This window comes from Zymobacter sp. IVIA_12111.31 C1 (genome assembly GCF_047495495.1).
Classification (GTDB): domain Bacteria; phylum Pseudomonadota; class Gammaproteobacteria; order Pseudomonadales; family Halomonadaceae; genus Zymobacter.
Map to the genome: position 1 here is coordinate 2243841 of NZ_CP179930.1, position 14033 is coordinate 2257873.

11 protein-coding genes are annotated in these 14033 nt (G+C 47.7%); 2 read left to right on the plus strand and 9 right to left on the minus strand.

The features are described from left to right. Positions 1-2 precede the first annotated feature (2 nt). From rfbA to ACMHYW_RS10130, 8 genes are all read right to left on the minus strand, one after another. Entirely contained in the window at positions 3-869 is an 867-nt protein-coding gene (gene rfbA, locus ACMHYW_RS10095; protein WP_414499815.1) for a glucose-1-phosphate thymidylyltransferase RfbA, read from the minus strand. 33 nt (positions 870-902) lie between these two features. Next, on the minus strand, positions 903-1958 hold the full coding sequence (gene rfbB / locus ACMHYW_RS10100) for a dTDP-glucose 4,6-dehydratase (protein ID WP_414499816.1): 1056 nt from the start codon (positions 1956-1958) through the stop codon (positions 903-905). Beyond that, positions 1955-2890 (minus strand): glycosyltransferase, encoded by a 936-nt coding sequence (locus tag ACMHYW_RS10105; protein ID WP_414499817.1) that lies wholly within the window; start codon positions 2888-2890, stop codon positions 1955-1957. Before ACMHYW_RS10105 ends, rfbB begins: the two co-directional genes overlap by 4 nt. Beyond that, entirely contained in the window at positions 2883-4325 is a 1443-nt protein-coding gene (locus ACMHYW_RS10110) for an O-antigen ligase family protein (RefSeq protein ID WP_414499818.1), read from the minus strand. Before ACMHYW_RS10110 ends, ACMHYW_RS10105 begins: the two co-directional genes overlap by 8 nt. A gap of 19 nt (positions 4326-4344) precedes the next feature. Next, a complete protein-coding gene (locus ACMHYW_RS10115; RefSeq protein WP_414499819.1) occupies positions 4345-5604 on the minus strand; it encodes an oligosaccharide flippase family protein in 1260 nt (419 codons plus the stop codon). Next, a complete protein-coding gene (locus ACMHYW_RS10120) occupies positions 5601-6476 on the minus strand; it encodes a glycosyltransferase family 2 protein (protein ID WP_414499820.1) in 876 nt (291 codons plus the stop codon). The genes ACMHYW_RS10115 and ACMHYW_RS10120 overlap by 4 nt, the downstream gene beginning before the upstream one ends. A 73-nt stretch (positions 6477-6549) precedes the next feature. Continuing rightward, the gene (gene glyA / locus ACMHYW_RS10125) at positions 6550-7812 is read right to left on the minus strand and encodes a serine hydroxymethyltransferase (RefSeq protein WP_414499821.1); all 1263 of its coding nucleotides are present in this window, start codon (positions 7810-7812) and stop codon (positions 6550-6552) included. Between the two features lie 290 nt (positions 7813-8102). Beyond that, the gene (locus ACMHYW_RS10130; RefSeq protein WP_414499822.1) at positions 8103-9644 is read right to left on the minus strand and encodes an LTA synthase family protein; all 1542 of its coding nucleotides are present in this window, start codon (positions 9642-9644) and stop codon (positions 8103-8105) included. 435 nt (positions 9645-10079) lie between these two features. Between ACMHYW_RS10130 and ACMHYW_RS10135 the strand changes: the two genes are divergently transcribed. Next, positions 10080-11057 carry a CorA family divalent cation transporter gene (locus ACMHYW_RS10135; protein ID WP_414499823.1) on the plus strand — a complete coding sequence of 326 codons (978 nt, stop codon included), beginning with the start codon at positions 10080-10082 and terminating at the stop codon, positions 11055-11057. Between the two features lie 33 nt (positions 11058-11090). On the opposite strand, the gene ACMHYW_RS10140 is transcribed toward ACMHYW_RS10135, so the two are convergent. Continuing rightward, positions 11091-11822 (minus strand): hypothetical protein, encoded by a 732-nt coding sequence (locus ACMHYW_RS10140; RefSeq protein ID WP_414499824.1) that lies wholly within the window; start codon positions 11820-11822, stop codon positions 11091-11093. 523 nt (positions 11823-12345) lie between these two features. Here ACMHYW_RS10140 and ettA point away from each other — a divergent pair. Next, positions 12346-14007 carry an energy-dependent translational throttle protein EttA gene (ettA, locus tag ACMHYW_RS10145; RefSeq protein WP_027704727.1) on the plus strand — a complete coding sequence of 554 codons (1662 nt, stop codon included), beginning with the start codon at positions 12346-12348 and terminating at the stop codon, positions 14005-14007. Positions 14008-14033 lie beyond the last annotated feature (26 nt).

The window sequence follows — 14033 nt, forward strand, 5'->3', positions numbered from 1 at the left end:
CTTCAATCCTTGATCAGTCGATTCAGATATTGACCGTAGCCGGTTTTCTTGAGTAGCTCGGCCTGTTCCAGCAGCAGCTCTTTCGACAACCAGCCTTGCTGCCAGGCAATTTCTTCCAGACACGCGACTTTCAAACCTTGGCGTGTTTCTATGGTCTGCACGAATGCGCCAGCGTCCATCAAGGAGTCATGCGTTCCGGTATCCAGCCAGGCAAACCCACGCCCCAGCACGCTTACGTTCAAATCGCCGCGGTCAAGGTAGGCATTGTTTACTGAAGTAATTTCCAGTTCGCCACGGTCAGACGGCTGGACCGCCTTCGCGATCTCGACAACATCATTATCGTAGAAATATAGCCCGGTTACGGCATAAGCAGACTTCGGATGTTCGGGTTTTTCTTCGATCGAAATTGCTCGGCCATCGGCATCGAATTCAACGACACCGAAGCGCTCCGGATCAGCGACCTGATAGCCGAATACCGTTGCGCCTGACGTACGCTGCGCCGCTTCCCGCAGGGCGGCGCTGAAATGCTGGCCATAGAAGATGTTGTCGCCAAGAATGAGGCACACGTTATCGTCACCGATAAAGTCCTCACCGATGATGAAGGCCTGCGCCAGACCATCAGGTGATGGCTGCTCAGCATACTGCAACTGAATACCAAACTGATGTCCATCGCCCAGCATGCGTTTGAACCCGGGCAGATCATCAGGCGTCGAGATAATGAGAATCTCGCGGATACCCGCCAGCATCAGCACTGACAGCGGATAATAAATCATGGGCTTGTCATAGATCGGTAGCAGCTGCTTGGATACCCCTTGAGTAATGGGGTAAAGGCGTGTACCCGATCCGCCCGCAAGAACGATTCCCTTCATGAACAACATCCTTTAAGTAGTAAGGGCATGATATCAGCCTAAGCGAGTGAGTCGGTAGTCACCGCTCAGCACACGCTGCCACCAAGCAGTGTTATCCAGGTACCACTGCACGGTCTTGCGAATTCCAGACTCGAAAGACTCCTGAGGCACCCAGCCAAGCTCGCGCTGAATCTTGTCGGCATCAATCGCATAGCGGGCATCATGCCCCGGCCGATCCTTGACGAACGTGATCAGGTCTCGATAGCGCTGAACGCCATCAACCTTCTCAGGGCGCAACTCTTCTAGCAGGTCACAGATGGTCTCCACGACTTCAAGGTTGCGTTTCTCATTGTGCCCGCCAATGTTGTAGGTCTCCCCTACCTTGCCCGTCGACACCACCGTATACAGCGCACGCGCATGGTCTTCCACATACAGCCAGTCGCGAATCTGCGAACCATCGCCATATACCGGCAACGGCTTCCCATGCAATGCATTGAGAATCACATGTGGAATCAACTTTTCAGGAAAGTGGAACGGGCCGTAGTTGTTAGAGCAGTTGGTGACCAGAACAGGCAGCCCGAACGTACGGTGCCAGGCACGCACGAGGTGATCAGACCCGGCTTTGGAGGCCGAATAAGGAGAGCTAGGTGCATAAGGCGTCGTTTCAGTGAAGAAGTCATCCGTGCCTTCCAGATCGCCATACACTTCATCGGTAGAGATATGGTGGAAACGGAAAGAGGCCTGCTTCTCGACAGGCAGCTTTTGCCAGTAGCCACGCGCGGCTTCCAGCATTGAGCAAGTGCCGACAACATTGGTCTGCACGAAGGCCATCGGGCCTTCAATGGAACGATCAACGTGTGATTCCGCCGCCAAGTGCATGACCGCATCAGGCTGGAATTCTTCGAACAGAGCGGCCATTGCCGCCGTATCGCAAATATCCGTCTGAGAGAAGTGGTAACGATCACTGCCTTCAACCGAGGTCAGTGACTCAAGGTTGCCTGCATAGGTCAGACTATCGACGTTCAGAACCTCATCAGACGTATCGTTGATGATGTGACGCACTACTGCAGAACCGATGAAGCCCGCTCCACCCGTAACGATAATTTTCATTTTTCCTGATTTCCCCAATATCGCGTATGCATGCTCAGCTTGCGTACCAATGACATCGGTAGACGCTGATATGATTTACCAAGCTTGTAACCTGCCAGTTTTGCTGCACATGTTCCCAGTGAGCGAGGCAGCCATAACCAGTGCTTTTGCTTGATAAGGAAGGAAAGCTCTGACTTGACATAACGCAGCCCTTCCCCGCCAGCACCGCCCAGCGCCTCACCGATCCAAGCCTGATCATGATGAAAGACACCGATGTCGAAATAACGTTTGAACTCTTCCACAATCGAGTAGTTGTGCGAGTGATGACAGATAGCCGTGTTGCTATATACGATCGACCAACCCTTTTGGAGCATACGGGCAGCAATGTACATATCTTCAGATAGAATCAGCTTGCTGGGGAACCCTCCCGCCTCCAGTAAAGCCTTGCGTCTGTATGCCGAGAACGAATTGGACATGAAGGCCGTCTTGATGCCATAGCGTTCGCGATCCTCCCAACTCTTTTTCTGGAAGGCATCCGGATAGTTGAAATATCGCGCATGCTGCGCCAGAGGATTGGCATCCAGATGAGGAAGCTGACGTCCACACACGGCGCCTACAGAAGGGTCATCAAAGGCCTCGACGATCCTGGCAATTGCCTCGGGCGATGCCAGATAGGCATCCTGAGTCATGAAGACACAAATATCATAGGCACTATTGTCTTCGACCATTTTCTGGCGCGTGCCGCCATGATCGAATTCATTCTTATCGATCACTGTCACATAAGGCGTATATCGCCGAGCGACCTCGGCACTACCATCCGATGAAGATGAGTCGACAATAATAACGTCAGCATCAAGGCTAGCAAGATGCAGACTATCCAGTAAGCGCGGCAGATCAACACCGGCGTTATATACAGGGATAAAGACCCCGACCTTTTGTGAAGAGTCATGCATTCTTTGGCTCTCTTTTATATGCCATAACAACCTCTCGCATCATGAACAAGTAAACCAGAGATGCCGAAGAGCTAAACAGGTATGGATTCAGCATGCCTGCGACCAAGAACATCGCCAACACTAGCATACCGATATATCGTTGATCCCGACCTAATACGATGAAGCACCAGACAATGAAGCCCGTCAATATCAGCGACCCAACTATTCCTAGCTTGGGCAGCAGTGAGAAAAGCTGTAGCTCATAGGAGTAAGGTTCTGTAGCGCTCCGAATGAGATTGACATCGTATCCTCCCAACCCAACGCCTAAAACCGGATGCTGCAGGAACAGCCCCCATAAAGCAGATGCCTGCTGAGTCCGGATGCCATCTGATAATTCATTGTTGAATTTAAGGAAACGCTGATAAAAAATACTATTATTCAGATCTTCGCGATCAACTTGCCCTTCGATGTTTTTATTATCTATTTCATTGTTTTTTTCTGATGCCTTATTCTCTTCCTTGACAGAAGGCATCTCTATAACATTGGGTGCTTCTGCTATCGTGTTTTCTGCTCCCGGGTTAGCAGAAGTATCATTGCTCTCAGCAATTACTTGGGAAACGCTTATGTCATCATTGTGACTAGCCACGCGAGAAAAGGCATGGGAAGCACCATCATAAACATAGCTCGAAGTCACTAGTTGTAAAAAAGTGACAGTGGCTATAGGGGCAATAATAGCAATCCATCCATTTTTTCTTACGGACATGCCGAAGAATATCAAACAAGAGAGTGCATACACGCCCCACACAGATCTAGAATATCCAACAAAAACAGTAAATGCACTCATTACAAAAATGCTTATAAGTAATTTCTTACTGGCATTTCCTCTAGAAATCAATATAAATAAAGGCACCATTGCCACAGCCATATCACTTGAAAGAAAAACTCTCATAAGGTGATTATTTATTACTAGACCAACGAACGGAGCACCAAAAACTGATACGTATGCAGAAAACACCCCATCAAAATCCCGGATACCAAAATAAAAAAATAGGCAGGTAAAAAACTTAACTAAAAAACAAAAAAATACAAAAGCAGCAATTAGATAAAGCAATGCTTTCGCGTTTTTTTTCATAACAAAAAATGCTGTAAGACTGACTAAAATAGGAACAAATATCATTTGAAACTCACGTATAGCCAGCCTTCCCCAGAAACTCATGCCAATGGCAAGCCATAAAGCCGTAGCAGAAAAAACAATAATACAAACAACCACCAGCTTGATAATATTTTTTGGCTTGTATATACAGAAAGCGATGATACTTGCTGCTAAAAGCACTATTTTCAATGGAATTCCATATATACTTCCTGTAGGAAGTGACATAATTAATCCTATAAGAATTATTTCCATTGCAATAAAAATATTGATACGATTTTTTCCAGCCATCATTTCCATACTCATTTTCTCCGTCCTTGAGAAATCAAAGGCATTTACTACGATGTTTTTTTATATAGGAAAAAGCAATAACTGCAACTACGCCTTCAGTGATAATCATTGAGACAGCCATTCCATTTCCGCCCCATTTAAGCGTCAATGGAATAACATATAAGGCATGCATCAAAAGTGCGATGAAATACACCTTTTTCAAAACACTTTGAATTCCTGATGGAATAATAACAAAGGTTATTTCAACAAGAGAGGTAGCTGCAAAAAGCTGAGATATTATAAGAAATACCAACATCCATTTTATATGGTACTCCCCTCCCAATATTACAGGGAAAATCATATCTGACAAAAATATTGTTCCGGCTAAAGCAAAAACAATAAGCAAAATCATTACGACAAAAACATTCTTTATAATTATATTTATTTCTTTTGAACTATCCCCTTGGTACAATCGGCATACTTTACTATAGCTTCCTTGTATAAGCGGCAAGAAAAGCTGCCTAAGTACTGTTGTTATTTTTTCAGCGGCAGCATACTGCCCCACCGCTTGATCCCCCAACAGTATTTTTATTAAAATAGGGTTACCGTATGTAAACCCAAGTGTCATAGCAGAACCCAAAAATACATGGCTTGATTCTATAAAGTACTGAAATGATTTTTTAGCGGAAGGTTCAATACACATTATATCAATCATACCAGATCTGACAGATATAAAACTTGCCGCCACTCCCACCAACATATAAGGAAACAACTGCAAAAACGCAGCAATAGCTATATCATCTTGGCTTTTGACAAAAATAACAGTCAAGATCAAACAAATTAATCTTGATATAACAGTACACACAGCCAGTCGTGATAACTGTTGCATGCCTTGAAATAACCAAGTAGGCGTCAAAACACTACCCAGCACACAAGGTAAGCAAATAGACAACGCTACAGTTTCATCACTTTCAAGAATGCCAGAAAGGCATATACAATACCCCACCAAAATAACTAAAAGGGATATTATTGACTTAGCCATCTGTATATCAAAATATATAGCAGTCCTTTTTTTGATATTTTCTGACTCTATGCTTATTAATTTTGCTCCAAAATAGTCATACCCATAATTAACTACAAACATCATAAGCAATACGATTGACTGTATATACGATATCTTACCAAAAGAAGCCACACCAAGTGTTTTGGTAAGATATGGAAACACAGCGAAAGGAACCAACATATTAGCTATTTGTATAGCATATAAATTTATAGTTTCTTTCTTATTGTTGCTTTTCATACGGGCACCACTCATATACTATGCCTACATTTACCAGACCGACCTAACACTCCATCAAAAATGGCCAAGGCATAACACTTCATATAGCGCCACTTATTTTTTCCATTCAAAATTATTACGACTTGATGAACAAATGAAAAAATTATTTCTCTGATAGCCAATCGCTTAGGAACATGCTTCATTCTCAATAATAAAAAAGCGTTACGAACCCGATAATATCTCCGTTGATAGCCATGAACAGGAACTTTATATCCAAACAAAGAGATGCTTCTATCGCCAATAGAATGTTTCATTACGGCATCTTTAATTATTTCTATCTTTACGCCTTTCGAGGCTGCCCGAAGACACCACTCTGTATCCACATAATCTATAAAAAGATCAGACCGCATATGACCAACAACATCCAGCGCACGCTTATTAATTAGCATGCCAGATGAAATAACTGTACTTATCTTCAGTCCATTAGCTATATTCTGAGGATAAATTTTTGTCCTTCTGCCATTATCGTCTACGTCCAGAAGATAGTAGTAAAATCCCTTCTCATTATCATAAAAAACCGGCGCAGCGACATAGGGTACATCATCGCGTGCATTTTTCATTAGCTGCTCAAGGAAGCCATCCTCAATAATACTGTCTTGATCAAAGAAGATTAGCCATTCGTAACCTAAGTCAATGGCCTTTTTTATTCCTATATTCTGAGCTTCCGCTATCCCAAGGTTATCTCCTAGAGAAAGCACTGTAGCAGCCATATCAGGGAAGTGTGTCTTTTGCTCTGAATTATCAACAATGATAACATCAGCCCCATTATTACTTATCGAGCGGACACTTTTTTCTATTGCGTCAATATCAGGGCGATAAGTAACAACGATAGCAGCAACCTTATCCATGGCATATACCTTAGGCACAAATTAAAAGGCCACGCATATATCACTGCGTGGCCATGAAAACACAAGGAGAAGATCAGCTGTAGACAGGCAGTTTCGCGCAGACAGCTTTTACTTTTTCCCGTACTTCAGCTTCCACTGCTTCGCTATCGCCTTTCACCAGCGCATCCAGCACATCGCAGATCCAGCCGGCCAGTGCCGTGCACTCTTCTTCTTTAAAGTCGCGTGTTGTTACCGACGGCGTACCAATACGCAGACCAGAGGTCACGAACGGGCTCTGCGGATCATTCGGCACAGCATTCTTGTTGACGGTAATGTTGGCACGACCCAAAGCGGCGTCCGCATCTTTACCCGTCAGCCCTTGCTTGACCAGCGATACGAGGAACAGGTGATCCTCAGTACCGTTGGATACGACGTCGTAACCACGATCCATGAAGACCTTGGCCATAGCCTTAGCATTCAGAACTACCTGATGCTGATATGTCTTAAATTCCGGCTCCAATGCTTCCTTGAAGCACACAGCTTTGGCTGCAATGACATGCATCAATGGACCGCCTTGGATACCAGGAAAGATAGCCGAGTTAAGCTTTTTGTAAAGGTCCTGATCGCCAGTCGCAGACAGGATCAAGCCACCGCGCGGACCACGCAGCGTTTTGTGCGTCGTCGTCGTAACGACATGCGCGTGCGGTACGGGGCTCGGGTATTCACCCGCAGCGATCAGACCCGCAACGTGAGCCATATCGACCATGAACCACGCGCCTACGCTGTCAGCGATCTGACGGAAGCGCGCCCAGTCAACGACCTGTGAATAGGCAGAAAAACCGGCAACGACCATTTTCGGCTGATGTTCTTTGACCAGACGTTCAACTTCGTCGTAGTCGATCAGGCCTTCGTCATTCAAACCGTACTGGATGGCATTATAGTTACGGCCAGAGAAGCTAGGTTTGGCACCGTGAGTCAGGTGGCCACCTGCATCCAAGCTCATGCCGACCACGGTATCACCCGGCTTAACCAGCGCCTGGTAGACCGCTGCGTTGGCCTGAGAACCAGAGTGAGGCTGAACGTTGGCATAGTCAGCCCCGAACAGTTCGCAGGCACGTTCGATGGCCAGCTTCTCAACCTCATCGACGTACTCGCAGCCACCGTAGTAGCGCTTACCCGGATAGCCTTCAGCGTATTTGTTGGTCAACTGGGAGCCCTGAGCTTCCATCACACGCGGGCTGGTGTAGTTTTCGGAAGCGATCAGCTCGATGTGGTCTTCCTGACGCTGAACTTCCTGCTGGATCGCACGCTCGAGAGCATCGTCATAGCCGGCAATGGTCATATCGCGGGTAAACATGCAACGGTCCTCGCACTGTAGGTCGTTATAAAGGGAAAGCCTCTTGGCATCTTGTGCTCTAATCGCAGTGCTGACAGCCTCGCAACCTATCCCTGAACGCAGAGCAAATTGCTCAACCATCTCTACGAGCCAAAGAGGGAGACCCAATATGCCATCGCTGGCAAGAGTACACAACGCTGTATTGTCATTGCCGCAAAACTTCCTCTCGCCTTCCTCTGCCAGCAGCTAAGTAAGGCTACCTTCTAAGGTAGCCTTACTTCTCACCCAACTCTATGAAACATAGAATATTATTAGCTACTGGTTATCCTATAGTTGTCCCTTATTTGTTTCTTGCCTTCTTCAAATCTATTTCTATAGGCATCAGGAATATTATTTTCAGAATAAACACCCTCTTTATCGGTCATGAAAAATGACTCTCCAACAACAGATACATTGTCTATTCTTGGGCATTTATCCACAAATAAAGAACACCCAATAAAGTAGTTTTCCCCATCATTTATCCCCATGACATCAAGTAATGTAGGAGCCAAACTCAACGAATTTCTACCATTCGCATCCATGACCGCATGGTTGATGTTTGCTCCATTTATCATCAGAGGGACGCGATCAACAAAATAAGGCGATGCATCATGATCGGCATCCATTATTTCTGGGCCAGAGTAACTAGCATGATCAGAAGTTAGAATAATTATCGTATTATCCTTCATCGGCGAAGAATTAACTTTTTTCAAAAACTCTCCGAAAAACACATCAAAATTATGAAACCTATTCAGCGCAATGTTATCTGCATCTCGGTATTTTTCGTGAGGACTATCCATGGCTGCATGCGTGCCAAAGTTATAGGTAGAAATGAAAAAAGGTTTTCCGCTGCTTTGCTTATTATTGACATGATTCCAGAGAGCATCAAAAAATTCTTTATCCGATAGAACATGATTGTCGGCAACAAAGTCTCCGGACATGAATACCTCATCGAAACGCAGCGCTCCAAGAAATGCCTCCATCTGAGATCCTTTAGGATTGGCGGCAATGAAGCTAGTATCATATCCATGTTTTTTCAATATATCTGGCAACGTCACAATATAAGCATTGCCCGTTTGACGAACTACGCTTTCGGAGGAAATCTGGGCGATGCCTCGTCCACGGGAGTCATAACCATCATTGAACTGATAGCCAGAAACAAGCTGCCCTCTCAACCCCCTGAATGTTGCTGCCGTATGGTTGTAATAATCACCAAAAACCAGAGAGTTATTATAAAACTCGTCCATAGACGGAGTTAAATCTTTATATTTTGAGCCATAGTTATCGATAAATCTAGAAGACATTCCCTCCACAAAAATAACGATAACATTGGGCTTTTCATTCCCAATGTTGCGAGACCTACTTGTATAAAAATTATTCTGTCTAAATTCTGACAGATATGTATCTTTATTTTCAAGGAAATCATATTGAATAGCATCATAGCTTTGCATAGCTTGCTTAAGATGCAGTATTAGAGAAAAAAATGAATAAACTGGAGACTCTATCTTTTCAAAATTAAATTTATTGTAAATCTTAACACCGCCTGCCAATAAGAATATAATCACTAGCAGTCCCCACATCCCCCGCAAAGATTTACTTCTTTTACCACAAAAAAAATCAATGCATAACCACAAAGTAGCGATAATAAAAGGCAGTATCTGCCATATAGATATTCCTAACCCTTCTATAGCTTCCACATTAGAAAGCCCTAACAATGTCAAAAAGTTGCCGCTGGATGCAACTAATTGCATTTGAATAATAATAATAAAAGATAAAACCAAACCAATAGCCAGCTTCATAATACGTAAAAGCATGCTATTCCGGGGCACAGACAAATACAAACAGCTTACTACTATGCATTCTACAAATGAAGATATAAGATTGTTGCACGAATTATATTTATATAAGCATGCAGCCATTGCACATGTCAGAATAGCCCACCCTAAAGCCCCCCAAAAACAAAATATTTTCTTGCAGGAAATCATTTGATACTCTTTAGCCAAAGTGAAATTAAATCTATCATATCAAAAAAGATATGAACAACCAATAACATACAATATCACACAGGTACATCATCAAAGGAAATAGCCATGTCAGAGGCCTTACCCTTTTGTAATGACCATAACCATGCCTCATAGCTTGAAAACGGAAGCCTCTTGAAGGCCCCATGCATTCAGGTGTGCACGTCTCCTTTTTAACAAATCTGATAGAATTAACCGATATGCTGCTTACACCCAAGGATCATTTCCATGCCTTACACCTCTCACGATGCCTTTGTCGCGGCCTACCGCCTAGACATCCTTGGCCACGGCTCTCCCGTCACTAAAGACGAGCTGTTTCAGGCATGGCGCCAGAGCAATGAACCGTTATGGCTACACCTTGACCTCACGGCCCCCAGCAACATTGATCATTATCTGCATGACATCGCACAGCTGGATCACTCCCAGTGCACCGCCATGTGCGAAGAAGTCACCCGCCCTCGTGTGGCTCATTTCGGCAATGGCCTGCTTACCACGCTGCGAGGCATCAACACCTCTCCCGAGGCCGAATACGACGATCTCGTCACACTGCGCATCTTCATGTCGAGCAACCGTCTGATCACCGTACGCCGCCGCCCGCTCAAACCGATCGAAGACATCATGGGTCTACTGGCCGAAGGTGCTGGACCACGCTCGGCCACCGAGCTGCTGGGCATGCTGGCCGACCGCATCATCGACCAGTTCGGCGATCGCATGACCGCACTGGACGAAACGCTGAGTCAGCTGGAAAAGCAGCAGCTAGATGAAGACGATATCGATATGGCCCAGCTCAGCATGCTGCGCCGACCGATGATCACTCTGCGCCAGTTTATGGAGCCGCAGTACGCCTGCCTCAGCCGACTGGCCGAAGCGACAGACGGCCTTGAGCCGATGACACGCCTGATCATGCGCGAAAGCGCCAACCAGCAGTACCGCTATATAGAAGACGTACGCGCTATGCAGGAGCGTGCCCTGATCTTGCAGGAACAGATGTGGAACACTCATAACGAGCAGCTCAATAATCGCCTCTATCAGCTCTCATTCATCTCTGTGCTGTTCCTGCCGCTCACCTTCCTGACGGGCCTGTTGGGCATCAACGTTGGCGGAATCCCCGGCAATGAGAACCCTCATGCGTTCTGGATAGTGGTTGGTATCTGTGCCTTACTAACCATCGTACTAATACTGATGATGAAGCGCTGGAATAGATGACCCTTTTCGGCAAAAGCAGCGGTTGATTACTGCCTAGGCAACACTGGGCAGTTTTGCTTCAAAGGAAATTTTCTGAATCAGCTGTTGCCTATACCGTTCCCGCAAGCCTTCCGGCAAACATGTGTCCTCAGCCTGTGCGATCAGCCATGCTTTTCTTGCGCTCTCTTCTTTAGGCAACCGCTTCACTCGCGTATCCACCCACACAAAGCTCATCTGCTGTGTGTCGATCATTACGTTGCCCAATGTCAGATCGTCGTGATAGTACCCCGACTGTGCCAGTGTGCTGACGCTATTCGCCAACATGGTGGCCAGCCATTCATGATCAGCCGCTGTCGTATGGCTGTCATGAAATTCCTGCCCTGAAATGCAGTGCGGCAACCAGGCCATTACGTGTACAGAACCCAAAGGGTTGAACGGATTCAGCGCGACACCGTAACCAAAAGTCGGCACTGTTGCGTGCCCTTCCCTCTCCAGAATGCGGTTGCTGTCATATTCCTTGCGGCTGTCATGCTGACAGCGCACTCGCTTGTCGATCATGTCGCGCCCAAGCCAGTGAGCGAACTGTACCGGGCGATGCTTGTCCAACACGAACTTGAACAGGCGCGTCCGGTCGGCGCTGAGATAGAAACGCGTGCGCGGATTATGGCTTAGCGACAGCCGCTGCTTGGGCTGTTGGAATACCTCGTGCAGCACGGCATCGTGCGCATCCATGCCGGACATGGCGTACCAGAAAGTGCCTTCTGGCAAGGTGATCGAGCGCAGCATGCAGCAATTCCTCGTGGAGGCGACGCCGCCTCCTGGACACGGCCGCATGGCCGTGCCGGTGTGTATCGCTGCCGTCATGGTTTATAACGCTCGACGGCAGCGTCCCTGCAAGAACTCCGTGCTGACATCTCTCATGGTTCAAGGCTTCGGAAGCCGAACATTGGCATGACATGCAACGGGGTCTAGCCCTATAGATAACAGGCTAATCATACCGATGATATGAGGGCCTCGGTAACATCTTGCTTGTTGAATCAGCACGATAGCGCAATTATTGGGCAGGATCGGGCACGCTCGTAAACACTATCTTCATACAGCTCTGCTATTCTCATCTGTTGGCTTTCTTCAAACTTAATGCTTTCACGTTCGCGTTCAGGGACTGGCCTTGCTGCGCTATGCCCCTTATCATTTGAGTCATCGGTGTGTGCACTCTCACAAGCACCGCCCTATTCCATTTCATTCACTCCCGTACGAACAGTGTGGCGATCATCGCGCACGACTGTTCGCATCGACATGATGGATTCCTATGGCACAGTACGTGTACTCCATGAATCGGGTAGGCAAGATCGTGCCGCCCAAACGCGAGATTCTGAAAGACATCTCGCTCTCTTTCTTTCCGGGCGCCAAGATCGGTGTGCTGGGTCTGAACGGTGCAGGTAAGTCTTCGCTGCTGCGCATCATGGCGGGCGTCGACAAAGACTATGTCGGTGAAGCCCAGCCGATGCCGGGCATCAACGTCGGCTACCTGCCACAGGAACCGCAGCTCGATGACAGCAAGACGGTTCGTGAGATCGTCGAAGAAGCGCTGTCTGACGTACTGAACGCACAGGCAGAACTAGAAGCGGTCTACGCCGCCTATGCTGAGCCGGATGCCGATTTCGATGCGCTGGCCGCCAAACAGGCCAAGCTCGAAAACATCATCGAAGCGTCTGATGCGCACAACCTTGAGCGCAAGCTCGAAGTCGCCGCCGATGCGCTGCGTCTGCCGCCGTGGGAAGCCAATGTCGGTAACCTCTCTGGGGGTGAACGCCGCCGCGTAGCGCTGTGCCGCCTGCTGCTATCCAATCCGGACATGCTGCTGCTCGACGAACCGACCAACCACTTGGATGCCGAGTCCGTGGCGTGGCTGGAACGCTTCTTGGTCGAATACCCCGGTACCGTCGTGGCCGTCACCCACGACCGCTACTTCCTCGACAATGCAGCGGGCTGGATCCTGGAACTCGACCGCGGTCGCGGCATTCCGTTCGAAGGTAACTACTCCGACTGGCTTGATGCCAAAGAGCAGCGCCTCACACAAGAAGCCAAGCAGGAAGCTTCTCGTCAGCGCGCTATCAAGCAGGAGCTTGAGTGGGTACGTCAGGGGGCCAAAGGCCGTCAGGCCAAGAACAAAGCGCGTCTCGCTCGCTTTGAAGAAATGCAGTCTGGCGATTTCCAGAAGCGCAACGAGACCAATGAAATCTACATTCCGCCCGGCCCGCGTCTGGGTGACAAGGTCATCGAATTCCACGGCGTGACCAAGTCGTTTGAAGACAAGCTACTGTTCGAAAACCTCGATTTCGTCATCCCGAAAGGGGCAATCGTCGGTATCGTGGGGGGTAACGGTGCCGGTAAATCGACACTGTTCAAACTGATTGCAGGCAAAGAGCAGCCGGATCAGGGTGAAGTGGTGATCGGTGATACGGTCAAGATCGCACACGTTGAGCAGCTGCGCGATCATCTGGACAACAGTCAGACCGTATGGGAAGCCGTGTCCGATGGTCAGGACATTCTCAACATCAACGGCTATGAAACATCGTCGCGCGCCTATGTGGGTCGTTTCAACTTCAAAGGCACCGATCAGCAGAAGTTTCTCAAGGACCTGTCCGGTGGTGAGCGCGGCCGTCTGCAGCTGGCACAGACCCTGAAACAGGGTGCCAACGTGCTGCTGCTTGATGAGCCGTCAAACGACCTGGATATCGAAACGCTGCGCGCATTGGAAGAAGCCCTACTGGTCTTCCCCGGTACCGCACTGGTGATCAGCCACGACCGCTGGTTCTTGGACCGCGTGGCCACCCATATCTTGGCCTATGAAGGTGATTCTCAGGTGACCTTCTTCGAAGGCAGCTACACCGAGTACGAAGCGGATCACCGCAAGCGCGTCGGCAACGACACGCCAAAACGTACCAAGTACAAACGTATCGACGCGTAATCCGCGATACGATGTACGCCAAGCCC